Consider the following 21,676-nt stretch of genomic DNA (forward strand, 5'->3'; position numbering starts at 1 on the left):
GTTTGGCCATGCAAATGCGCGTCACCGCCTGCCGTCTTACCCTATGCGGTCTGGTGTTTGCGGATGAAATCCAGCATGCGTGGCACGATTTCCTTGCGGAACCGCGAACCGTTGAACACGCCGTAGTGGCCGACATCGGGTTGCATGTAGTGCGCGCGTTTTTCATCTGGGATGTTCCGGCAAAAATCATGGGCGGCCTTTGTCTGGCCGACGCCGGAGATATCGTCATTTTCACCTTCCACAGTGAACAATGCGACATTGCGAATTGCGGCAGGATCGACCGCCCTGCCCCGGTGAACCATACTTCCCTTTGGAAGCGCATGTTCGATGAAGACCGTTTCCACCGTCTGCAGATAGAACTCCGCCGTCAAATCCATGACGGCCAGATATTCATCGTAAAATTCGCGGTGTTTTTCGGCGGAATCGCCATCATTCTTGACGAGGTTGAGGTAAAAATCCTTGTGCGCCGTCATGTGCTTGTCGAGGTTCATGGACATGAAACCGGACAGTTGCAGGAAGCCGGGATAGACATTTCTGCCAAAGGCCGGCTGCGGCCACGGCACCTGCATGACGACGTTGTCGCGGAACCATTCAATCGGCTTGGCCTTGGCGAGACCATTGACGGCGGTGGGATTGATGCGCGTATCGATTGGCCCGCCCATCAGCGTCATGGATGCCGGCGCGAAACGATCTTCATCCGCTTCCATCAGGGAAACGGCGGCCAGAACCGGCACGGATGGCTGACACACGGCGACTACATGCGCGCCCGGACCAATCTGCCGCAACATCTCAATGACATAGCTGATGTAATCGTCGAGATCGAAAGTCCCCTCACTCACGGGCACCGTGCGGGCATCGGTCCAATCGGTGATGTAGATATCCGCTGAGGGCAACAGGGCCTCTACCGTCCCGCGCAGCAGGGTGGCATAGTGACCGGACATCGGCGCAACCAGCAGCACCATCTGATCGGACTGGCGGGCCGCATCGAGTTCTCTTCTGAAATGAACGAGATTGCAGAACGGGCGCGACCATACGATCTCTTCCGCGACAGTGACGCTCTGGCCATCAATAGTCGTGCTGCCAAGACCAAATTCGGGCTTTACGTAACGGCGGGTCAGGCGCTCGAACACCTCGAAACCGGCATCGAGGCTTCGCCCGAAGGCAGTGCTGGAAAGCGGGTTGAGTGGATTGTTGCAGGCCTGGCGCATCATATCGGCACCGGCACGCAGCGGCATCATGGCCGCATGGTTCATTTCATAAAGATGGTAGAACACTGATGACGCCTCCCTCGCGGATCAAGCTCTTTTTTTGACCATAGCAGCTTTTCGCATGTGCACAAAATCGAAGGCGCCGGCAGTTTCCCGCCGACGCCTCAATTTCAGTTGAATGCCCGACGGCAATCAGATGTCGGCGACGAAAGTCTGCTTCTGGGAACCGAGGGCTTCAATGCCGAGTTCCACGACATCGCCAGCCTTCAGATAACGTGGCGGCTTCTGACCCATGCCGACGCCGGGGGGCGTGCCAGTGGAGATGACGTCGCCGGGATGCAGCGACATGAACTGGCTGAGATAGGAAACCACATGGGCGACGCCGTAAACCATGGTCTTGCTGGAGCCATCCTGCATGGTCTGGCCATTCACCTTCAGCCACATGCCGAGGTTCTGCGGATCCGCGACTTCGTCCTTCGTCACCAGCCAGGGGCCGATGGGGCCGAAGGTGTCGCAGGACTTACCCTTGGTCCACTGCCCGGCACGCTCCGTCTGGAAAGCGCGCTCGGAAACATCGTGGGAAACGCAATAACCGGCGACGTAGTCGAGGGCATCCGCTTCCGAGACATATTTGGCGGTCTTGCCGATGACGACACCAAGTTCGACTTCCCAGTCGGTCTTTTCGGAACCGCGCGGAATGGTGACGTCATCGTTCGGACCGACGATGGCCGAGGTCGCCTTCATGAAAATGACAGGCTCCGGCGGTACGGTCGCACCTGTCTCGGCAGCATGGTCGGAGAAATTGAGGCCGATGCAGATGAACTTCCCGGTTCCCGCAACGCAGGCGCCGATACGCTCCTCGCTCAGAACCGGAAGCGTGCCGAGATCAATGGCGGCAATCTTCTTGAGGCCTTCGGGCGAGATGGCGTCGCCGCCGATATCCTTCACGTGGGCGGACAGATCGCGGACTTTTCCTTCCGCGTCGAGAATGGCAGGCTTTTCCTGGCCGGGCTGGCCAACGCGCATCAATTTCATGGAACTCTCTCCCGGTTGTCAGACAAGATGATGCATATATGAACGATGCATTCATCCTTGTCACCCCTTGACTGCGCCAAGTTTCGAAAAATACCTTTTCCTTCCCGTCAATCAAAAGGACATGGCCCGTGACGAACAGCAATTCCCGGCAATCTGAATATCCCGTCGATCCCCTCTTCCTCGACCGCTGGTCTCCGCGCGCCTTTGATGGCAGCGCCATATCGCAGGAACACCTGCTGACCATTCTGGATGCGGCCCACTGGGCGCCCTCGGCATCCAACCTGCAGCCATGGCGATTTGTCTATGCCCATAAGGACAGCGAAGACTGGCCGCTCTTCGTGGAACTGCTGATGGAGGGAAACCAGCGCTGGGCAAAAAATGCCTCGGTGCTGCTGTTCGTCGTTTCGCGGGACTATAATATCTCCCGCGAAGGCGAGAAAAAACCTTCAGCGACCCATTCCTTCGATGCTGGTGCTGCATGGTTTTCACTCGCGATGCAGGCGCATCTGCTCGGTTATCATGCCCACGGCATGGGTGGCATCCTGAAGGACAGGATCGTTGAAGCGCTGGATATTCCTGAAGGCTACAAGGTGGAGGCCGGGATTGCCATCGGTACGCTAACCGACAGTTCCGTCCTTCCGGACGATCTGGCGGAAAGGGAAGTGCCGAGCAAGCGCCTGCCGCTTGCGGAGGTGGCTTTCGAAGGGCGCTTCACCGGTAAGGCCGATTGATATCAGGCAATTCAGAGAACAAAAGGCCCGGCGATTATCGATCGCCGGGCCTTTTGTTAAAGTATCGTTTCACGTGAATCGTTACGCGAGACGCTCCACAGGATTAAATGTCGAGGTTGGCGACGCTGAGCGCATTTTCCTGGATGAAGTCGCGGCGCGGTTCCACCTCGTCACCCATCAGGCGGGCAAACAGGCCGTCGGCGTCGGTCGCATCGTTGACCTTTACCTGCAGCAGCGAGCGGACATTGGCGTCGAGCGTCGTTTCCCACAGCTGCTCGGCATTCATCTCGCCGAGCCCCTTATAACGCTGCATGGAAAGACCCTTGCGACCGGCGGCGAAAATCGCATCCAGAAGCGCACGTGGTCCTGCCAGTTCCAGGGTGCCATCCTTGCGTTGCAGGACCGGCGGCGTGGCGTAGATTTCCCGGGTGCGGGCCGTGAGTTGATCGATATGGCGGGCATCGGCCGAACCGAGCAGTCCCATATCCAGCGTCGAGACCTCCTTGACACCGCGCACCATGCGCTCGAAACGCAGACCGCCATCCTCCAGCACCGTGCCGGACCAACCGCGTTCGGTTTCTTCCGCAATCATGTCCAGACGGCGGGCCACTTCGGCAACGGTTTCCTGAGCACGGGCCGCATCGGCCGAAAGCTCCGGGTTAAGCGCACCGGCAATGGCAGCCTGTTCGACAATTGAACGGCTGTAGCGGGAATGCAGACCATCGATCAGCGAACGCATGCGCAGCGCATCGAGAATGACTTCACGAAGATCGGCGCCGACGCGAACCTCACCGGTGCCGAGGGTCAGCGATGCTTCCTCAAGACCCATGGAAATGAGGTATTCTTCCAGCGCCTTCTCATCCTTGAGGTACTGCACCGATTTGCCGCGTGTCACCTTATAAAGCGGCGGCTGGGCGATATAGAGATGGCCGCGCTCGATCAGTTCCGGCATCTGGCGGAAGAAGAAGGTCAACAGCAGGGTACGGATGTGGGCGCCGTCGACGTCAGCATCCGTCATGATGATGATCTTGTGGTAACGCAGCTTGTCGGCGTTGAATTCGTCCTTGCCGATCGATGTGCCGAGCGCGGTAATCAGCGTCCCGATTTCCTGGCTGGACAACATCTTGTCGAAACGGGCGCGCTCAACGTTGAGGATCTTACCGCGAAGCGGCAGGATGGCCTGCGTTTCACGCGAGCGGCCCTGCTTGGCGGAACCGCCGGCGGAGTCGCCCTCAACGAGGAAGAGTTCGGATTTGGCCGGATCGCGCTCGGAGCAGTCGGCAAGTTTGCCGGGCAGAGAAGCAATATCGAGCGCGCCCTTGCGACGCGTCAGTTCGCGCGCCTTGCGGGCGGCTTCACGGGCGACGGCCGCTTCCACCACCTTGCCGACGAGGATTTTTGCTTCCGAAGGGTGCTCTTCCAGCCAGGTGGAGAGCGCTTCGTTAACGAGGCTTTCCACGACCGGACGAACTTCGGACGACACAAGCTTGTCCTTCGTCTGCGAGGAGAACTTGGGGTCAGGAACCTTGACAGAGAGAATGGCCGTCAGGCCTTCGCGGCAGTCTTCGCCCTGCAAGCTTACCTTTTCTCTTTTCATGATGCCTGACGTATCGGCATAGGAGGTGACCTGACGGGTGAGCGCCGCGCGGAAACCGGCCATATGGGTGCCGCCATCGCGCTGGGGAATGTTGTTGGTGAAGCAGAGCACATTCTCGTGGTAGCTGTCGTTCCACCACAGTGCGACCTCGACGGTGATGCCATCCTTCTCGCCATGAATGGCAACAGGCTTATCCACCAGCGGTTTCTTGGCGCGGTCCAGATAACGGACGAAGGCCTCAAGTCCGCCGTCATACAGCAATTCCTGCTGCTTGACGTCCGAGTGGCGCTTGTCGGTGAGCAGAATGCGAACACCGGAGTTCAAGAACGCCAGTTCGCGCAGACGGTGCTCCAGCGTGCCGTAATCATAGTCCGTCATGGTGAAGGTTTCGGGGCTTGCAAGGAAGGTAACTTCCGTGCCGGAGCGGCCTTCATATTCGCCAATCACCGCGAGCGGTGCATCGGCGACGCCATGGGTGAAGCCGATTTCGTGCAGCTTGCCGTTACGGCGGATTCTGAGCTTCAGCCAGACGGACAGCGCATTGACCACCGAGACGCCCACGCCATGCAGACCACCCGATACCTTGTAGGAGTTCTGGTCGAATTTACCGCCCGCATGCAGCTGGGTCATGATGACTTCAGCGGCGGAAACGCCTTCGGAAGAGTGGATATCGGTCGGAATGCCGCGGCCGTTATCCGTCACCGTCACCGACCCGTCGGCGTTCAGCGTCACCGTCACCAGATCGGCATGGCCCGCGAGCGCCTCGTCGATGGCGTTGTCGACCACTTCGTAGACCATGTGGTGCAGGCCCGAACCGTCGTCGGTATCGCCGATATACATGCCGGGCCGCTTGCGCACGGCATCAAGACCCTTGAGGACCTTGATCGAATCGGCTCCGTATTCCGTGTTAACGCCGACTTCGCTTGACGATGTTTCGGTCATAAGTACTCTTTCCAAAGTTTCCTGGCCAGGTTTTCCAGTGAGAAGGCCTGAAGCCAGCGAATCACTCAAATCCGACATGCGACTATAGAAATTCTACACCCAATCCCAAAGGCCGCATGCTTCAGGATGCTGCATAAAGCAGGGGATAGAGGGGGTTTCAATCGCAAGAACGGCTTTTTTGCAGCACCGCTGACAGTTCCTCTATCACACTCGGCGACAGCTTGCGAATATCCCGCGCCAGGCGATTGGCGAAAGCCGTATATTGCGGCGCAAGACCGACCGTATCGATCACCACCTTGGGGTCGGACGAACCGGCCAGAAAGAACAATTCCTCCGCCTCGTCCCAGATGATGTTGAAATATCCGGCGATGCGCTGGAGGAGATCGAAGCTCGGCTTACCGCGCTTGCCATGCTCAAGCGCCGAGAGATAGGCGGGCGAAACACCGATTGCCGCAGCCATCTGCTTTTGCGTCACGCCCTTGCGTTCGCGAAGCTGCCGTACGGCCTCAGCAAACGGTGTCATGATTTTTCGCCCCGCCGGCGCGCCAGCCGCACATAGAGTGCGCCGTCGCCGCCGTGATTGGCGGATGCGTCCTCATAGGACGAAATCAGGTGGCGATATTCCGGTTTGGAAAACCACATGGGCACCGCTCTTTTCAGCGCACCGTCGCTGCCGATCGAGCGCCCCTTGCCGGTGATGACGAGCACGTGCCTGAGACCCCGTTCATGCGCGCGCAACAGAAAATCCAAGAGCACCGCATGGGCTTCACTCTGAAACATGCCGTGCAGATCGATACGCCCTTCCAGAGGCAACCGGCCACGGGTTAGTTTGCGTTTGACCGGCTTTTCCATCGGCTGATGAATTTTCGGCTTCTTGTCCAACGTTGCCGGCGACACATCGACCGGTTCCGCAAGCATGCGCGGAAAAAGGCTGTTGCCGGTTTGCGGGACAATGGGCTCCATCGGAGCCTCTTCTATGTCGTCGAAAGCCAGCAAATCCTCCAGCCTGCCGGAGATAGGCCGCGCGGTTCTTGCGACCTTGCCCCACAGAATGCGTTCTTCCTTGCCAAGCTTTCTGCTGCCTTTCATCGCCGATACCTTTCCGCAGCACTGCGCGGCATCAGTATATAAAAATCGGCCTCATTGCGCACCGTGCCGGCAAGCTCTCCTGCCTCGAAACCGGAGCCGGTGAAAATATCGCCCCGCGCCGGGCCGACGATAGCCGAACCCGTATCGAGCGCCAGCATCAGCCGGGCAAAGGGTTTTCCATCATCCAGATGCGTCAGGTTCGGCGCATGGATAAAAAAGGGAAAACCGAAAGTATGGATCAGCCTGTCCACGGCAAGCGCCCGCCCGGCAACCAGCGGCACCTTGGCGGCGGCAATTGGCCCCATGTCCTGATCGACGACATCCGCCTCGCGGAAAAAAATGAAGGAGCGGTTGTGCCACAGTATCTCATCGACCTCATCCGGGTGATCGGCAAGCCACTTGCGGATCGTCTGCATCGAGATCGTCTTCGGATCGAGCTCTCCGCGATCCAGAAGCAGTCGGCCGATCGGCGAAAACGGATGCCCGGCCTTGGCCGCATAAGTCATGCGTTTTATTGTGCCATCCGGAAATACCAAACGGGCCGCACCCTGAACGTGGACGAAAAACAGATCGACCTTCGATTTCGCCCAAGCGATCTCAAGACCCCTGCCCGCCAGATACCCCTCCTCGATCACCCGCCGATCGGGAAAATAGGAAATACCGTCCTCTTCCGCTTTTCCGAAAGCATAGGACTTATCGAAACCGGTGGGACGATTGTCGTCGTCTATATCCACCAGCTCCGGCGGTCTGCGATAGATAGGGTGGCACCAGACATCATCACGAACGGATGATACTTCCAGCTCGGGTTCATAGAAGGCGGTTACAAAACCGCTTTTTCCTCCAGTTGGAGAAATTTTAAAGGGTACACAATTTGTCTCGAAGAAGCGGCGGGCCTGTTCCGGACTAACCCCATCCTCCTCATCGGCCATTTCCAGAAGAGAAACCAGTTCAGCGGCGGTCAGCCCCAGCGCACCGCTCCTATAAGGCTTTGCATTCCGGAGATGCGACAGAACCGTCCGCATCACCGGAAAAAGCTTGCCCGGATCGTCTTCCCGCCAGCCGGGCAGGTTTTGGAAAGAAACTTCCTCGATCGAAAAGGACGCGGTCATTGCTCGGATTCGGTGGCGATCAGCTTCCAGTTCGGATCGCGCGAGCGCATGTCACGCGAGAAGGTCCAGATATCGTCCACTTCCGCAACCGCGTCCGGGTCGCCATCCACCAGCTTGCCGTCCTTGTCATAGGTTGCCGAAATCAGCTGGCTGACGATCCTCAGCGTGATCTGCACCTCGGAATCGCGAATGCCGGCCTGGGTGATGTCGGCTTTCTCGATACCCACGAAAGTGGATTTAACGACTTCGCCGCGGCTTTCACGTTCGGAGATCGCCGCCTCAAAGCCTTCGAAGACCTCTTTCGACAAGAGATTCTTGAGGGTATTTCGGTCGCCATCGGCAAAACCCATGACAATCATTTCATAGGCCATGCGAGCACCATTCAGGAATTCCTTGGGCCGGAACGTCGGGTCCTTGGTCATCACCTCACGCAGGGACGCATTCAGGGAAGAATCCACAGGCGCCAGAGCATCCGCCTCGGCAAAGGGATTTTCATCCTCGGCCTCACCGCGTTTCGGCAGGGTCACGACCTTGTTATCGTCCGTGACGGGGCCTTTGGCGACATCGCGCGGGCTATAGGGATCGAATGGCGGTTTCTCATTGCCCGTCCGGCGGCCGAGAACACTGCGCAACTGAAGGAATATCAGCACCGCCGCAACGAGAAAAAACAATGTGATAAAGTCGCTAAAGCCCATCTTTTACCAAAACCGCCATTTAAATTCGAAAACCACACCATCATATAGTCTGCATCTTATCATCATTCAAATGTGCAGATTCAATCATTGGTGTCCCGGCATCGATGTTCCGGAAACAAGCAATCTGCCAGAGATGCACACGCAAGGCTAGAAGATGCGTTTTTCCTTTCTCCCCATTGTCATCCTGATGATGCCCATTCTCGAAATCGCCGGTTTCATCATTGTCGGCAAAGCCATAGGCCTCTGGCTCACCTTGGCGCTCGTTCTCTTCACGTCGTTTCTCGGATTGCTCATCCTGCGCCTCGGCGGCATCGGCATGGTGAGAAATCTTCAGGATGCGGGACGCACCGGCGCCCAGCCGGCCGACGAGTTGGTCAATGGCGCGATGCGGGTGGTTGCCGGGATACTGCTGATCATCCCCGGCTTCATCACTGACATCCTCGGCCTTCTGCTTCTGTCGACCACTGTACGGCGTTTTTTCTGGAAGGCATTCGGACCACGTGTCGTCGTGGCGGGTTCCTTCCGCCAACCCGGCCAGCAATCAGGCCATCAGGCCGGTCCACAGCAGGGAGACTATTCCGGGTTTCGCAATGGTCCGGGACATGCGGGCAGTTCGAAGGTTGTCGATCTGGATGAGGACGACTTTCACCGTGAGGAACAGAAGGACTCTCCATGGTCGCACAAGCCGGATGATCGCGATCTGCCCAAGCCCTGATCGCCCCTCAGAACCGATGTAGGGCCCCGATCACGAAGGGTTGTAAGGCTCCGGTCGAAATGATAGACCGCCATCCACGAATTCACGCCGCGAGGAAACGTAATGACCGCTGAAAATGGTGCACAGGGCGCAGTTAGTCCTTCCCTCAACATTCTTACCCAGTACATCAAGGATCTTTCCTTTGAAAATCCGGGCGCACCTCGTTCGCTCCAGGCTCGTGACAATGCGCCGGCGATCAACATCAATGTCAACGTCAACGCAAACCCGATCTCCGGTTCGGATTTCGACGTTGTTCTGTCGCTGAACGCGGAAGCCAAGGATGGCGACAAGGTCCTGTTCGCGGCCGAGCTGGTTTATGGCGGCGTGTTCCGCATCGCTGGTTTCCCGCAGGAGCACATGCTGCCGGTGTTGTTCATCGAATGCCCCCGTTTGCTGTTCCCCTTCGCCCGCCAGATCATTGCGGACGTTACCCGCAACGGTGGTTTCCCGCCGCTGATGATCGACCCAATCGATTTCGCTCAGATGTTCGCCCAGCGCGTTGCCGAAGAGCAGGCCAGAGCCAAGGTCCAGGCCGTACCGAACTGAAGCCTTTAGAGCTTTCTAAAAAAACAAAACCCGGGTTCTTCGCCCGGGTTTTTCTTTGCCTTCATTTTTCGTTCCCGGCATTTGCTATTTTCCGGCTCTGAGCAGACCTCAATTCTGGTAACGGTTCCAGATCGCCTTGTCCCCCATGCCGAGAACGAGCTTGCCATGGGCCGCAACCGTCTCCGTATCCAGCCGCGGCGCCAATGCCCTCGGCCTCTGTAGCGGCTCAAATGGCACATCGTCCTCGATGATCACTGCTTCCTGCTTGGCGGCGGAGCCGAAACCGAGGGCCGTCTGACGCCCGCCGATCATTTCGATATAAACTTCTGCAAGCAATTCGGAGTCGAGAAGCGCGCCGTGCTTGGTGCGGTGGGAATTGTCGATGCCGTAACGCCGGCAAAGTGCATCCAGGGAATTAGGTCCCATCGGGTTCTTGCGACGAGCGAGCGAAAGCGTGTCCGTCACCAGATCGGCTGCGACAGGCTCAATGCCGAGACGGGCAAATTCCGCATTGATGAAACCCATATCGAATGTCGCATTATGCGCCACCCAGCGGGCACCCTCGAAAAAATCGCGAATCTGATCGACGACTTCGGCGAATTTTGGCTTGTCTTTCAGGAAGTCGTCGGTGATGCCGTGAACCGCAAGCGCGTCCGGGTGAACCTTGCGGTCTTCCGGGCTGATATAGAGATGCAGCGTCCGGCCGGTCGGAAAATGGTTGATCAGTTCAATGCCGCCGATTTCGATCACACGGTCGGACTTCGATTCAAGACCGGTGGTTTCCGTATCGAAAATGATCTCACGCATTATTCTCTCCGTGACCGGTATCGGCCAATCTCTGCAATATTCCTCTTACCTGATCCCGCGCCGCTTCGACACCATTTCCGCTATCGATAACAAAATCGGCGCGCTGACGCTTTTCGGCGTCCGGCGTCTGGCGCGCAAGTATCATTTCGAATTTCTCTTGGGTCATGCCTGGCCGGGCCAAAACCCGCTGCCGTTGTATCTCCGGCGCGCAGCTCACCACTACTATTTTATCGACACGCTTCTCCGCCCCGGTTTCAAACAGCAGGGGAATATCGAGAAGAGCGAACTGGCGACCATCTTCCCTCGCCTCCGCCAGAAAGGCTTCCTGCCTTTCGCGGACAAGCGGGTGGACAATCGCTTCGAGCCGGCTGAAATTAGCCGGATTCCCTCGCAGAACTTCGCCAAGTTTCTGCCGGTCCACCGCACCGGAAATGGTGGTGCCGGGAAAGGCCGCTTCAATCAGCGGAACCGCTTGTCCACGATAAAGCGCGTGCACGACCTCGTCCGAATCCAGAACCGGAACGCCTTCTTCGGCAAACAGCCGCGCCGTCGTCGTTTTCCCCATACCAATCGAGCCGGTAAGACCGATGACGTTCATCAATGTTTCTCCATGTCCGCTATGATCAGGGAACGGAGAGTTTCATCGACTTCCGGCATTTCGCCGAACCATCGTTGGAAACCGGGCTTCGCCTGATGAAGCAACATACCGAGCCCATCCACCGTTTTTATGCTCTGCGCCTCCGCCATCTTCAGGATCGGTGTTTGCAACGGTACATAGACGATATCGGTCACGACGGCATTGGAGGCGAGTGGCGAAAAATCGAATTCAGGCGCTTCGGTGCCGTCCATGCCGAGCGATGTGGTGTTCACGAAAAGCCCGGCACCCCGCATAACTTCATGAAGTGCCGCCTGGGGGTGCGAAAAAACCCGAGGGCCAAAACGGTCGGCCAGTTCCCGAGCGCGCTCAACCGTACGATTCAGAACGTGGATTTCCGCAATACCCCGATCGCGCAGGGACTGAATGACCGCCCGGCTTGCACCGCCGGCTCCCAAAACCACCGCCCTGTCGATTTTGTCCCAGCCGGGATGACGCTCATCGAGATTGGCGACGAAACCATAACCGTCCGTATTGGTGGCATGGAGCTTACCTTCTTCCACCCAGATGGTGTTGGCCGCACCCAGTTCTTCCGCCAGAGCATCGGGGCTGTCTGCTAAGCTATATGCCGCTTCCTTGTGCGGTATGGTGACGTTGCCGCCAACCGCCGTACCCGGTTTGGCTTCCTTAAGTGTGGCAATGAAATTCGGAAAATCTTTCGGAGAAACTTCCACAGCCGTATAAGACCCGGCAATGCCGAATTTCTTTAGCCAGTAGGAATGGATGATCGGTGAGCGCGAATGCTTGATCGGGTAACCCGCGACGAAGGCGTTTATGGTTAATGTTTCACGTGAATCAGCCATCGATGACATCCATGTCGCGCAGTTTCGATAAAAGTGGCAGCAGCGGCAGGCCGAGTATCGTGAAATAATCCCCCTCGATAGAGGTGAATAGCTGGATTCCCTCCCCTTCGAGCTGATAGGCACCGACGCTGGTCAGCGCTCTGTCACCCACCCGCTGCAAATGACGGGAGACAAATTCGGCGCTCAAAATCCGCACGGCAAGTTCCGCACTGGAAACCGTCTGCCATATCACCTCACCGGCATGAACGAGAACAGCGGCACTGTTCAGACGATGAACCTGGCCGGACAATGACAGCAGATGCGCTTCGGCCTCCGCCATGGTTTTCGGCTTGTGGTAGACACGCGTGCCGAGTGCCATGGTCTGGTCGCATCCAAGAACCAGCGCCGCCGGATGCAGCTTGCTGACTGCAAGGGCCTTTGCCTTTGCCAGTTCCAGCGCCACCTCTTCCGGGCTCGCGCCGTCTCGTTCAAGCTGCTCATCAAGCGCACGCTCATCAATATCCGCGGGTATTGCAGAAAATGTCAGCCCCGCATTGCGCATCAGCATCTGGCGGGATGCACTGGACGAGGCGAGGATCAACTCTTGTTTCATCGACTGTCTGCTCCGAATGGTGAGATTCGGATTATCGTGTCCTTTGGCGAAGGGCAAGGATGGCAGCCGCCGTTTCCTCAATGGAGCGGCGTGTGACATCGATCAGCGGCCAGTTGTTTCTGGCGCAGAGCGCACGGGCATATTTCAGCTCTTCCATGATGGTGGCACGATCCGTGTAACGGCCGCTGTCAAATCCGCCCGTCACGCCGAGTTCCCGGTTTTCGCGCACCTGCGATATTCGGTCTGACGTTGCGACAAGACCGACTATCAGTGGGCGGGTGGCGGCATAGAGGCTATCGGGCAATGGCACATTGGGAACGACCGGGATGTTGGCGGTCTTTATTCCCCGGTTGGCGAGATAGATGCTGGTTGGGGTTTTTGACGTGCGGCTGATGCCGATGATGACGATATCGGCCTCGTCATAGGTTTCCGGCATTTGCCCGTCATCGTGGTCCATGGCGAAATTCAACGCCTCAATCCGCGCAAAATAATCGGCGTTCAATGCATGCTGCGCACCCACCCGCCTTCTTGATGGGGCACCGAGATAGGTCTGGAAAATGCCGATGATCGGTTCAAGGACATTAACGCAAGGAACGCCGATCGCATGGCAGCGCAGATCCAGGAACTCGGCCAGCTGCTGGTCCACGATGGTATAAAGAACGATGCCCGGTTCCTTGTCGATCAGATCAACGACCTGTCCAAGCTGTTTCTGGTTCCTGATCATTGGATAAACATGTTCCACCGGCATGGAGGCATGGAACTGGGCCGAGACGGCACGACCCGCCGACATCAGAGTCTCTCCCGTTGAGTCCGAAATCAGGTGCAGATGGAAGAAACTTTTTTTGTTCTCCACGCTGTTTTTCTCCCGCTGTTGATAAACCGGGACAAACTTCAAAATTGTCCTGAGGGCCGAGCCGCTACGTGAATAAGGTGGTGTTTTTCCACAATCCGCAAGTGGCTGCAATCATCCCCGGCGTGCCTGTGAATTATTGGAAGAACGCAAAACTGTTCAAACTTTTCCCCAAATTATCCACAGATGAGGTGCTCTCGAAATTCAATCTAAATTGCTGAAATTACTTTAAAAATATCTGTTTTCCCATTTAGCATGCGATGCTGCGTGGAACAATATCCGCTAATGCCCATCAAACCCTGCGGCTGCGGCATTTCGACTGGAATGATTTTAATCCTTGCTACCCACAGACTCTAAGAAATAGAAAATCTTTTAAATCTCTTTGATTTTATTTTTTAGAAGTTGGGTGCCATGAGCGAACGCAAGGTAATGATGGTGTTGAACGGGCAGACGGTCACACCGCCACCCATATGGCTGATGCGCCAGGCCGGACGCTATCTTCCGGAGTACAGGGAAACGCGAAAGAGCGCCGGAAGTTTCCTTGATCTCTGTTATAATCCCGAGCTGGCAACTGAAGTGACCCTTCAGCCCATCCGCCGGTTCGGGCTGGATGCCGCGATTCTATTTTCCGATATTCTGGTGATACCTGACGCGCTTCATCGCAACGTATCCTTCAGTGAAGGAAAGGGTCCGGCCATGGATCCGATCGATGTAAGCGGCATCGAGAAGCTGGATCCGACTGATGTGATGGCGCATCTTGCGCCCGTTTTCGAAACCGTTTCGCGTCTGCGCAAGACGCTGCCGGATGAAACGACGCTTCTGGGCTTCTGCGGTGCGCCCTGGACAGTTGCGACCTATATGATTGCCGGCCATGGAACGCCGGATCAGGCGCCAGCGCGGCTGTTCGGGTATCAGGAACCTGCGGCGATGGAAAAGCTCTTGGCTTTTCTTGCCGATGTTTCCGCCGATTATCTGGTGGCGCAGATCGATGCCGGTGCTGATGCGGTGCAGATTTTCGATTCCTGGGCCGGCGTGCTCGGTGAAAAGGAATTTGAGGAATATGCGGTAAAACCGGTTGCCCGCATCATCGCATCGGTGCGTGCTCGTCGTCCCTCAGCAAGGATCATCGCCTTCGCCAAGGGTGCCGGTTATCTGCTCAAGGATTATCGCCGGAAAACGGGTGCAGACGCCATCGGGCTCGACTGGTCGGTGCCGCTGACCTTCGCCCGGGACTTGCAGAAGGAAGGCCCTGTGCAGGGCAATCTGGACCCGATGCTGATGGTGGCGGGCGGCAGGGCTTTGCAGGAAGGCATCGATGCGGTGCTGCAGGTGCTTGGACAGGGGCCGCTGATCTTCAATCTGGGCCATGGCATCACCCCGCAAGCCGACCCGGAGAACGTTACCAGACTGGTGCAGCGTGTGCGGGCTGGCGGAGCCGGGGCATGAGCGGGGAGAAACAGACCTCTCCCCGTTCCGGAAACAGGGCAGCCTTGCGGGCTGGTATAGCACTCGGTGTTTTTGCGGGTTTTGTTGCCCTGTTGTTTTACGCCGATCCGGCCGATCTCTATCTCTGGATCAAGGCGCTGCATATCATCGCAGTGATCTCCTGGATGGCGGCGATTTTTTATCTGCCGCGGCTTTTCATCTATCATACCGATGCGCCCGCCGGTTCGCAGCAATCCGAAACCTTCAAGGTGATGGAGCAGCGGTTGATCAAGGTGATCATGAACCCGGCAATGATGATAAGCTGGATATTGGGGCTCTATCTGGGATGGTCGGTTTACGGTTTTTCCGGCGGCTGGCTGCACGCGAAAATCGCGCTGGTCGTGCTTCTGACAGCCACTCATGTTTATTTCACCCGCAGCGCCAAACGTTTCGCCAAGGATGAAAACACCCGACCTGCCCGTCACTGGCGGTTGATGAACGAGGTTCCAACCGTGCTGATGATCCTCATTGTCATACTTGTGGTTGTGAAACCCTTTGGTTAAGGGGCTTTGACGATAAATTTCGCGGAATTCGTGCTTTCCTCTTGCAGCGGCCGTATTCAGTCGCTATTTTCAGGCCACTCATCTTCGTGGCATGTGAATTATTCAGTCCTCTGCGGCATTTCCCACAGCATCTGATTCGCGAACACGCCCTCCCCCGACATTACATTATTAGACGGTCTTCCCTTCATGGCTGAAATGAAGCTTCAGGAACTTAAGAGCAAATCGCCTACCGACTTGCTGACTTTTGCCGAATCCCTGGAAGTTGAAAATGCGAGCACCATGCGCAAGCAGGAGCTTATGTTCGCAATCCTCAAGGTTCTCGCGAGCCAGGACATCGAAATCATCGGCGAAGGTGTCGTTGAAGTCCTGCAGGATGGTTTCGGGTTCCTGCGATCCGCAAACGCAAACTACTTGCCCGGTCCGGACGATATTTATATTTCCCCCTCGCAAATCCGCCGCTTCTCCTTGAAGACCGGTGACACTGTTGAGGGACCGATCCGTGGTCCGAAGGAAGGCGAACGTTATTTCGCGCTTCTCAAGGTGAACACGATCAATTTCGACGATCCTGAAAAGATCCGTCACAAGGTTCACTTCGACAATCTGACGCCGCTCTACCCGAATGAGCGCTTCAAGATGGAACTGGATGTTCCGACATCGAAGGATCTGTCGTCTCGCGTGATCGATCTGGTAGCACCACTCGGCAAGGGCCAGCGTGGTTTGATCGTCGCACCGCCGCGTACCGGTAAAACGGTTCTGCTGCAGAACATCGCTCACTCGATCACGGCAAACCATCCGGAATGTTATCTGATCGTTCTTCTGATCGATGAACGTCCGGAAGAAGTCACCGATATGCAGCGCTCGGTCAAGGGCGAGGTTGTTTCCTCCACCTTCGACGAACCGGCTGTCCGTCACGTCCAGGTGGCTGAAATGGTCATCGAAAAGGCGAAGCGTCTTGTCGAACATGGTCGTGACGTTGTGATCCTGCTCGATTCCATTACGCGTCTCGGCCGCGCCTATAACACGGTTGTTCCTTCCTCCGGCAAGGTTCTGACCGGTGGTGTGGATGCCAACGCCCTGCAGCGCCCGAAGCGCTTCTTTGGCGCTGCGCGTAACATCGAAGAAGGCGGTTCGCTGACGATCATCGCAACGGCGCTTATCGATACGGGTAGCCGTATGGATGAAGTGATCTTCGAAGAGTTCAAGGGCACAGGCAACTCGGAAATCGTGCTTGACCGCAAGGTTGCCGACAAGCGTATCTTCCCGGCGCTGGATATTCTCAAATCCGGTACCCGTAAGGAAGACCTGCTGGTGCCGCGTCAGGACCTGCAGAAGATCTTTGTTCTTCGTCGTATTCTCGCGCCGATGGGAACGATGGATGCCATCGAGTTCCTGATCGACAAGTTGAAGCAGACCAAGAATAATTCCGATTTCTTCGAATCCATGAATACCTGATCCGGAGTTTAGCCGGATTCATCTGAAGACCTTGAAGCCGCGTCCGTTCATTCGGATGCGGCTTGACTGTTTTGAACCGAGGTGAGTGATGCCTGCTTCCGCCGATACGATCTATGCGCTTTCAAGCGGTGCTCTGCCGGCGGGCGTTGCCGTGATCAGGATCAGTGGTCCGCGAGCATTTCTGGCTCTAACGACGCTGACAGGTCGAGAAACCCCGTCACCGAGGCGGGCTGTTTTGAGTTCGATTCGGAATCGAAACGATGAAGTTATCGATCAGGCACTGATCCTCCTTTTTCCCGCGCCTAATTCCTTCACGGGTGAAGATTGTGTCGAGATACACAGCCATGGTAGCCGGGCGGTGCTGGCTTCGATTTTTGCCGAGCTGGAGAATCTTGAGAGGGTTCGCCCTGCTGATGCCGGTGAATTTTCTCGCCGAGCTTTCGAAAACGGCAAGATGGACCTTCTCGAAGTCGAAGGACTGGCCGACTTGCTGCAGGCGGAAACTGAAATGCAGCGGCGCCTGGCAGTGGAGCAGAGCACGGGTAAGCTTTCCGCGCTCTATGATGGCTGGGCAGGTCGATTAACGCGGGCCCGCGCATTGATCGAAGCGGAGCTGGACTTCGCCGATGAAGACGACGTACCGGATTCGGTTGCAACTCAGGTGTGGGACGCGATGTGGCAGCTGCGGGGGGAGATTGCCGATCATCTTCGCCAGGGTGCTGGCGGTGAAATCATCCGTGATGGATTTAAGGTCGCATTGGTGGGCGAGCCTAACGTCGGGAAATCCACCCTGCTTAATGCTCTAAGCGGCCGTGATGTTGCGATCGTCACCGATATAGCGGGCACGACGCGGGACGTTCTCAGTGTCGATATCAATCTGGATGGCTATCTTGTCCGGATATTTGATACGGCGGGTATCAGGGAGACTGAGGATGTTGTCGAACAGGAGGGTGTTCGACGTGCGAAATTGACAGCCGAGAATGCGGATCTCATTCTGTTACTTCAGGATAACGATTCGTTTCCGAAACAATCCTCTCTTTCATTCAGCAATACGCGTCGCCTCCATCTCCGTACGAAGTCGGCTCTTTCTTCAGATTTTCTAGAAACCCCCTTCGACCTTTCTATCTCTGCCAAAGAGGGACACGGTCTGGACGAATTGCGATTAGTGATCACCCAGGAGATCAAGAACCGCGTTGGTGGCGGCCAGACACTGGTTCCTGCACGCGCCCGCCATAAAAAACGACTTGAAGAGACGCTGAACTATGTTAGTGATGCGCTGGATTCCGAAGCCATGGACCTTGCGATAAGGTCAGAATATTTACGGCTCGCGGCGACATCGCTTGGGCGCATTACCGGCCGAGTTGATGTGGAAGATTTGCTGGGCGTAATCTTCTCGGAATTCTGCATAGGAAAATGATTCACGTGAAACATTGGCTACCGTGGTGGCTATGTGGATGATTTAGGATAAGGCGCGGGAACATGCACCAGTCATTTGATGTCATAGTTATCGGAGGCGGCCACGCCGGCAGTGAAGCCGCTGCCGCTGCCGCGCGACATGGTGCAAAAACCGCCCTCGTTACCCATAAGCGTGAGACGATTGGGGTGATGTCCTGCAACCCTGCGATTGGCGGTCTTGGCAAAGGACATCTGGTTCGCGAGATTGATGCACTGGACGGTTTGATGGGCCGGGTCGCTGACGCTGCCGGTATCCAATTTCGCATGCTCAATCGTAAAAAAGGCCCTGCGGTTCGAGGACCTCGGACTCAAGCTGACAGGCGGCTTTACCGCGAGGCGATGCAGCGCGAAATCGACGCGATTGAAAATTTGACGATTATTGAGGGTGACGCCTTTGATATTGAAATGGTGGATGATCGGGTCTCCGCCGTTATTATGGTGAATGGTAGCCTGATTCCGTGCGGCGCCGCCGTTTTGACCAGTGGAACTTTCCTGCGTGGCCTGATTCATATCGGTTCCGAAAAGATTCCTGCCGGCCGCGTTGGCGAAAAGCCGTCATTGGGTCTTTCAGAGACGCTTTCTCGTCTTGGCTTGGTCATGGGACGGTTGAAAACGGGCACGCCTGCCCGGCTCGATGCTCGCACCATTCACTGGGACGCTGTCGATCGGCAGGGGGCGGATGAGGATCCAGTGCCCTTTTCGTTTATGACGGATCATATTCTCAACCCGCAGATCGAATGTGGCGTGACTCGCACGACACCGGCCGGGCATAAGATCATCCAGGACAATATTCATCTGTCGGCGATGTATTCTGGACAGATCGAAGGTGTTGGCCCACGCTATTGCCCATCCATCGAAGATAAGATCACCCGTTTTGGGGAGCGGGACGGTCACCAGATATTTCTGGAACCCGAGGGTCTGGACGACCATACCATCTATCCGAATGGTATCTCGACCTCCCTTCCCGCTTCCGTACAGGAACAATTTATCCGCACAATACCGGGGCTTGAACAGGTTGCTATTCTTCAGCCTGGCTATGCCATTGAATATGACTATGTCGATCCGCGAGAGCTCAAGCCCTCGCTTGAATGCCGCAAAATTCCCGGCCTGTTCCTCGCGGGACAGATCAATGGCACCACTGGTTATGAGGAAGCCGGCGCTCAGGGTCTTGTTGCGGGATTGAACGCTTCTCTGTATGCGAGCAATACCGATCCGCTTTATTTCAGCCGAACGGAATCCTATATCGGCGTCATGATCGATGATCTGACCTCGAAGGGAGTGAGCGAGCCCTATCGGATGTTCACGTCCAGAGCCGAATATAGGCTCTCCCTGCGGGTGGATAATGCCGATTTGCGGCTGACGCCAATTGGCCAAAGCGCAGGCATTATCGGTTCCAAGCGCGAAAAGCGCTTTGAGGCATTTATTGCTGATCTGGAATCGGGTCGTGAGCTGATGAAGGCAACTTCCATCAGCCCCTCCCAGGCGGCGAAGCAGGGATTGAAACTCAATCAAGATGGCCAGCGTCGTTCCATTTATGAATTACTCGCTTATCCCGATATAACACTGGATATCCTCACGCAGCATTGGCCGGAGTTGGAATCGCTTCGGGGCAAGGTTGCAGAAACTCTGGAAATTGAAGCGAGCTATGCGGTTTATATGCAGCGGCAGAGCGCGGACATTGTTGATATCAAAAGGGACGAAGATAGAAAGATCCCGGATGATTTTGATTTCCAGAGCCTCTCAGGTCTTTCCAACGAACTTAAACAAAAGTTGGAAAAGGCTCGTCCCGAGAACATTGCGCAGGCGGCGCGTGTTGACGGTATGACGCCGGCTGCGATATCCCTGCTGCTTGCCCTGCTGCGGAAAAGTTCTGCCGGGCAAGGCGAAAAATTGCGCATGCACCAATAGCGAGTCGGATTATGAAGATAAACGGCCAGAGTGTTTCACGTGAAACACATGAGAGGCTCGAGCACTTTGTCGAGCTTTTTAAGAAGTGGAATAGAACCACAAATCTGGTCGCGCCCTCCACTCTCACAGAGCTTTGGAGTAGGCATGTTGCCGACAGCGCCCAGATATTCCAGCTGTCTCCCAAGACACAGAGATGGGCTGACTTAGGCAGCGGTGGTGGTTTCCCCGGCGTTATTACCGCCATTTTTCTTGCGGAACTCGACGATGGTTGGGTCGATCTGGTCGAAAGCAACAACAAAAAGGCTGCATTTTTGCGGATTGCCCTGAAGGAAACCGGGGCGAGAGGCAGTGTTCATCCAATAAGGATCGAAAAAGCACCCGAAATTGTCAAAACCTGCGATGCGGTTTCTGCGCGGGCACTCGCCGAGCTTGATCTGCTTTTCGACTACATACATCCCTGGGCGCAGAATAATCCCAATCTCAAGGCATATTTTAATAAAGGCCGGGATTATGATTCTGAAGTGCAGAAAGCGCATGGTCGCTGGCAGTTTGATCTGGTAAAACATCAGAGTGCCATTGAGGCAGATTCTGTTGTTCTTGAAATCAGCAATCTCACTTTGAGACGCTGACAAGCTGGCCAGGTGCGGCATGACTTTTGAAAAAAACCGGATTATCGCAGTCGCAAACCAGAAAGGTGGCGTTGGAAAGACAACGACGGCCATTAATCTGGCAACGGCACTGGCGGCTATTGGCGAGCGCGTACTGATCATAGATTTGGATCCGCAGGGCAATGCCAGCACCGGGCTTGGAATTGACCGCAAGGAACGCAAGTTTTCCTCCTATGATCTTCTGGTGGGCGATCACACCATTGGTGAAGTCGCTGTTCCGACGGCGGTGCCAAATCTCGACATCGTACCGTCGACCATGGATTTGCTTGGCTTCGAGATGCAGGTTGCCAATGTTTCCAACCGCGTCTTTCTGTTGCGTGCGGCCATGGAAACGCAAGAGGCAAGAGACTATTCCTATATTCTCGTCGATTGCCCACCCTCTTTCAATCTTCTGACCATGAATGCCATGACAGCCGCCCACTCTGTGCTTGTGCCGCTGCAATGCGAATTCTTTGCTCTCGAAGGCCTTAGTCAGTTGTTGGATACTGTCAGCCAGATCCGCGGCTCGGTTAATCCGCAGCTTGATATACAGGGTATCGTTCTGACGATGTTTGATGCGCGGAACAATCTTGCGCAGCAGGTTGTTACGGATGTACGTGCCCATTTGGGTGAAAAGGTTTACCACACGCTCATTCCGCGTAATGTTCGTGTGTCAGAAGCGCCGTCTTATGGTAAACCCGCAATTCTTTATGATCTGAAATGCGCCGGTAGCCAGGCCTATTTGCAGTTGGCATCGGAAGTGATCCAGAGAGAGCGGCTGCGAAAAGCCGCCTGACGTCTGCCGGAATGTAT

The 21,676-nt window shown here is 56.0% G+C and carries 22 protein-coding genes; 10 read left to right on the forward strand and 12 right to left on the reverse strand.

Features of this window, described 5'->3' with window-relative positions:
* Window positions 1-41 precede the first annotated feature (41 nt).
* Together ACQZ5F_RS22430 and ACQZ5F_RS22435 are read right to left on the reverse strand one after the other, a co-directional pair.
* Window positions 42-1,274: a polyhydroxyalkanoate depolymerase gene (locus tag ACQZ5F_RS22430; RefSeq protein ID WP_225338996.1), complete on the reverse strand. Its 1,233-nt coding sequence runs from the start codon at window positions 1,272-1,274 to the stop codon at window positions 42-44.
* A 126-nt stretch (window positions 1,275-1,400) separates the two neighbouring features.
* The gene (locus ACQZ5F_RS22435; protein WP_046799715.1) at window positions 1,401-2,243 is read right to left on the reverse strand and encodes a fumarylacetoacetate hydrolase family protein; all 843 of its coding nucleotides are present in this window, start codon (window positions 2,241-2,243) and stop codon (window positions 1,401-1,403) included.
* Between the two features lie 128 nt (window positions 2,244-2,371).
* On the opposite strand from ACQZ5F_RS22435, the gene ACQZ5F_RS22440 reads away from it, so the two are divergent.
* Window positions 2,372-2,974, forward strand: a complete 603-nt coding sequence (locus ACQZ5F_RS22440) for a nitroreductase family protein (protein ID WP_052818636.1) — start codon at window positions 2,372-2,374, stop codon at window positions 2,972-2,974.
* A gap of 103 nt (window positions 2,975-3,077) precedes the next feature.
* On the opposite strand, the gene gyrB is transcribed toward ACQZ5F_RS22440, so the two are convergent.
* The 5 genes from gyrB to ACQZ5F_RS22465 all read right to left on the reverse strand — a co-directional run bounded on the left by gyrB (window position 3,078) and on the right by ACQZ5F_RS22465 (window position 8,406).
* A complete protein-coding gene (gene gyrB / locus ACQZ5F_RS22445) occupies window positions 3,078-5,513 on the reverse strand; it encodes a DNA topoisomerase (ATP-hydrolyzing) subunit B (protein WP_225338995.1) in 2,436 nt (811 codons plus the stop codon).
* 157 nt (window positions 5,514-5,670) lie between these two features.
* Window positions 5,671-6,036, reverse strand: coding sequence for a helix-turn-helix domain-containing protein (locus tag ACQZ5F_RS22450; RefSeq protein WP_046799712.1), 366 nt, complete (start codon window positions 6,034-6,036; stop codon window positions 5,671-5,673).
* Window positions 6,033-6,602, reverse strand: a complete 570-nt coding sequence (locus ACQZ5F_RS22455) for a Smr/MutS family protein (protein WP_046799711.1) — start codon at window positions 6,600-6,602, stop codon at window positions 6,033-6,035. Before ACQZ5F_RS22455 ends, ACQZ5F_RS22450 begins: the two co-directional genes overlap by 4 nt.
* Window positions 6,599-7,711 carry a murein transglycosylase A gene (gene mltA / locus ACQZ5F_RS22460; protein ID WP_225338994.1) on the reverse strand — a complete coding sequence of 371 codons (1,113 nt, stop codon included), beginning with the start codon at window positions 7,709-7,711 and terminating at the stop codon, window positions 6,599-6,601. Before mltA ends, ACQZ5F_RS22455 begins: the two co-directional genes overlap by 4 nt.
* The gene (locus tag ACQZ5F_RS22465; RefSeq protein WP_046799709.1) at window positions 7,708-8,406 is read right to left on the reverse strand and encodes a Tim44/TimA family putative adaptor protein; all 699 of its coding nucleotides are present in this window, start codon (window positions 8,404-8,406) and stop codon (window positions 7,708-7,710) included. The genes mltA and ACQZ5F_RS22465 overlap by 4 nt, the downstream gene beginning before the upstream one ends.
* Before the next feature lie 154 nt (window positions 8,407-8,560).
* Between ACQZ5F_RS22465 and ACQZ5F_RS22470 the strand changes: the two genes are divergently transcribed.
* Both ACQZ5F_RS22470 and secB read left to right on the forward strand, forming a co-directional pair.
* A complete protein-coding gene (locus ACQZ5F_RS22470; RefSeq protein WP_046799708.1) occupies window positions 8,561-9,121 on the forward strand; it encodes an FxsA family protein in 561 nt (186 codons plus the stop codon).
* A gap of 102 nt (window positions 9,122-9,223) precedes the next feature.
* Window positions 9,224-9,706, forward strand: a complete 483-nt coding sequence (gene secB, locus ACQZ5F_RS22475; RefSeq protein WP_046799707.1) for a protein-export chaperone SecB — start codon at window positions 9,224-9,226, stop codon at window positions 9,704-9,706.
* 108 nt (window positions 9,707-9,814) lie between these two features.
* Here the strand turns inward: secB and dnaQ are convergent, their stop codons facing one another.
* From dnaQ to ACQZ5F_RS22500, 5 genes are read right to left on the reverse strand one after another with little or no spacing between them, the layout of a single operon-like run.
* Window positions 9,815-10,513, reverse strand: a complete 699-nt coding sequence (gene dnaQ, locus ACQZ5F_RS22480) for a DNA polymerase III subunit epsilon (protein ID WP_046799706.1) — start codon at window positions 10,511-10,513, stop codon at window positions 9,815-9,817.
* Entirely contained in the window at window positions 10,506-11,111 is a 606-nt protein-coding gene (gene coaE / locus ACQZ5F_RS22485; protein ID WP_225338993.1) for a dephospho-CoA kinase, read from the reverse strand. The genes dnaQ and coaE overlap by 8 nt, the downstream gene beginning before the upstream one ends.
* The gene (locus ACQZ5F_RS22490; RefSeq protein WP_225338992.1) at window positions 11,111-11,971 is read right to left on the reverse strand and encodes a shikimate dehydrogenase; all 861 of its coding nucleotides are present in this window, start codon (window positions 11,969-11,971) and stop codon (window positions 11,111-11,113) included. The genes coaE and ACQZ5F_RS22490 overlap by 1 nt, the downstream gene beginning before the upstream one ends.
* Window positions 11,964-12,563, reverse strand: coding sequence for a Maf-like protein (locus ACQZ5F_RS22495; RefSeq protein ID WP_052818643.1), 600 nt, complete (start codon window positions 12,561-12,563; stop codon window positions 11,964-11,966). The genes ACQZ5F_RS22490 and ACQZ5F_RS22495 overlap by 8 nt, the downstream gene beginning before the upstream one ends.
* Before the next feature lie 31 nt (window positions 12,564-12,594).
* A complete protein-coding gene (locus tag ACQZ5F_RS22500) occupies window positions 12,595-13,416 on the reverse strand; it encodes a pyruvate, water dikinase regulatory protein (RefSeq protein WP_046799702.1) in 822 nt (273 codons plus the stop codon).
* Window positions 13,417-13,824: 408 nt separating this feature from the next.
* Here ACQZ5F_RS22500 and hemE point away from each other — a divergent pair, with 408 nt between their 5' ends.
* The 7 genes from hemE to ACQZ5F_RS22535 all read left to right on the forward strand — a co-directional run bounded on the left by hemE (window position 13,825) and on the right by ACQZ5F_RS22535 (window position 21,659).
* On the forward strand, window positions 13,825-14,859 hold the full coding sequence (gene hemE / locus ACQZ5F_RS22505; RefSeq protein ID WP_225338991.1) for a uroporphyrinogen decarboxylase: 1,035 nt from the start codon (window positions 13,825-13,827) through the stop codon (window positions 14,857-14,859).
* Window positions 14,856-15,401, forward strand: a complete 546-nt coding sequence (gene hemJ, locus ACQZ5F_RS22510) for a protoporphyrinogen oxidase HemJ (protein ID WP_225338990.1) — start codon at window positions 14,856-14,858, stop codon at window positions 15,399-15,401. Before hemE ends, hemJ begins: the two co-directional genes overlap by 4 nt.
* 186 nt (window positions 15,402-15,587) lie before the next feature.
* Window positions 15,588-16,853: a transcription termination factor Rho gene (gene rho / locus ACQZ5F_RS22515; RefSeq protein WP_004444236.1), complete on the forward strand. Its 1,266-nt coding sequence runs from the start codon at window positions 15,588-15,590 to the stop codon at window positions 16,851-16,853.
* Window positions 16,854-16,941: 88 nt separating this feature from the next.
* Window positions 16,942-18,270: a tRNA uridine-5-carboxymethylaminomethyl(34) synthesis GTPase MnmE gene (gene mnmE / locus ACQZ5F_RS22520; RefSeq protein WP_448731089.1), complete on the forward strand. Its 1,329-nt coding sequence runs from the start codon at window positions 16,942-16,944 to the stop codon at window positions 18,268-18,270.
* Window positions 18,271-18,332: 62 nt separating this feature from the next.
* Window positions 18,333-20,216, forward strand: a complete 1,884-nt coding sequence (gene mnmG, locus ACQZ5F_RS22525) for a tRNA uridine-5-carboxymethylaminomethyl(34) synthesis enzyme MnmG (protein WP_225338988.1) — start codon at window positions 18,333-18,335, stop codon at window positions 20,214-20,216.
* An 11-nt stretch (window positions 20,217-20,227) separates the two neighbouring features.
* The gene (rsmG, locus tag ACQZ5F_RS22530) at window positions 20,228-20,845 is read left to right on the forward strand and encodes a 16S rRNA (guanine(527)-N(7))-methyltransferase RsmG (RefSeq protein WP_225338987.1); all 618 of its coding nucleotides are present in this window, start codon (window positions 20,228-20,230) and stop codon (window positions 20,843-20,845) included.
* 19 nt (window positions 20,846-20,864) lie between these two features.
* Window positions 20,865-21,659, forward strand: a complete 795-nt coding sequence (locus tag ACQZ5F_RS22535) for a ParA family protein (protein ID WP_225338986.1) — start codon at window positions 20,865-20,867, stop codon at window positions 21,657-21,659.
* The last annotated feature ends 17 nt before the right edge of the window (window positions 21,660-21,676 follow it).

This window comes from Agrobacterium sp. 22-210-1 (genome assembly GCF_053522525.1).

Excerpts from the sequence above, each read along its gene's own strand:
- hemE (WP_225338991.1), top strand. The coding sequence starts at position 13,825 with ATGAGCGAACGCAAGGTAATGATGGTGTTGAACGGGCAGACGGTCACA.
- ACQZ5F_RS22435 (WP_046799715.1), bottom strand. The coding sequence starts at position 2,243 with ATGAAATTGATGCGCGTTGGCCAGCCCGGCCAGGAAAAGCCTGCCATT.
- ACQZ5F_RS22450 (WP_046799712.1), bottom strand. The coding sequence starts at position 6,036 with ATGACACCGTTTGCTGAGGCCGTACGGCAGCTTCGCGAACGCAAGGGC.
- hemJ (WP_225338990.1), top strand. The coding sequence starts at position 14,856 with ATGAGCGGGGAGAAACAGACCTCTCCCCGTTCCGGAAACAGGGCAGCC.
- secB (WP_046799707.1), top strand. The coding sequence starts at position 9,224 with ATGACCGCTGAAAATGGTGCACAGGGCGCAGTTAGTCCTTCCCTCAAC.
- ACQZ5F_RS22495 (WP_052818643.1), bottom strand. The coding sequence starts at position 12,563 with ATGAAACAAGAGTTGATCCTCGCCTCGTCCAGTGCATCCCGCCAGATG.
- gyrB (WP_225338995.1), bottom strand. The coding sequence starts at position 5,513 with ATGACCGAAACATCGTCAAGCGAAGTCGGCGTTAACACGGAATACGGA.
- mnmE (WP_448731089.1), top strand. The coding sequence starts at position 16,942 with ATGCCTGCTTCCGCCGATACGATCTATGCGCTTTCAAGCGGTGCTCTG.
- mnmG (WP_225338988.1), top strand. The coding sequence starts at position 18,333 with ATGCACCAGTCATTTGATGTCATAGTTATCGGAGGCGGCCACGCCGGC.
- ACQZ5F_RS22465 (WP_046799709.1), bottom strand. The coding sequence starts at position 8,406 with ATGGGCTTTAGCGACTTTATCACATTGTTTTTTCTCGTTGCGGCGGTG.
- dnaQ (WP_046799706.1), bottom strand. The coding sequence starts at position 10,513 with ATGCGTGAGATCATTTTCGATACGGAAACCACCGGTCTTGAATCGAAG.
- rho (WP_004444236.1), top strand. The coding sequence starts at position 15,588 with ATGGCTGAAATGAAGCTTCAGGAACTTAAGAGCAAATCGCCTACCGAC.
- coaE (WP_225338993.1), bottom strand. The coding sequence starts at position 11,111 with ATGAACGTCATCGGTCTTACCGGCTCGATTGGTATGGGGAAAACGACG.
- mltA (WP_225338994.1), bottom strand. The coding sequence starts at position 7,711 with ATGACCGCGTCCTTTTCGATCGAGGAAGTTTCTTTCCAAAACCTGCCC.
- ACQZ5F_RS22490 (WP_225338992.1), bottom strand. The coding sequence starts at position 11,971 with ATGGCTGATTCACGTGAAACATTAACCATAAACGCCTTCGTCGCGGGT.
- rsmG (WP_225338987.1), top strand. The coding sequence starts at position 20,228 with ATGAAGATAAACGGCCAGAGTGTTTCACGTGAAACACATGAGAGGCTC.
- ACQZ5F_RS22470 (WP_046799708.1), top strand. The coding sequence starts at position 8,561 with ATGCGTTTTTCCTTTCTCCCCATTGTCATCCTGATGATGCCCATTCTC.
- ACQZ5F_RS22455 (WP_046799711.1), bottom strand. The coding sequence starts at position 6,602 with ATGAAAGGCAGCAGAAAGCTTGGCAAGGAAGAACGCATTCTGTGGGGC.
- ACQZ5F_RS22535 (WP_225338986.1), top strand. The coding sequence starts at position 20,865 with ATGACTTTTGAAAAAAACCGGATTATCGCAGTCGCAAACCAGAAAGGT.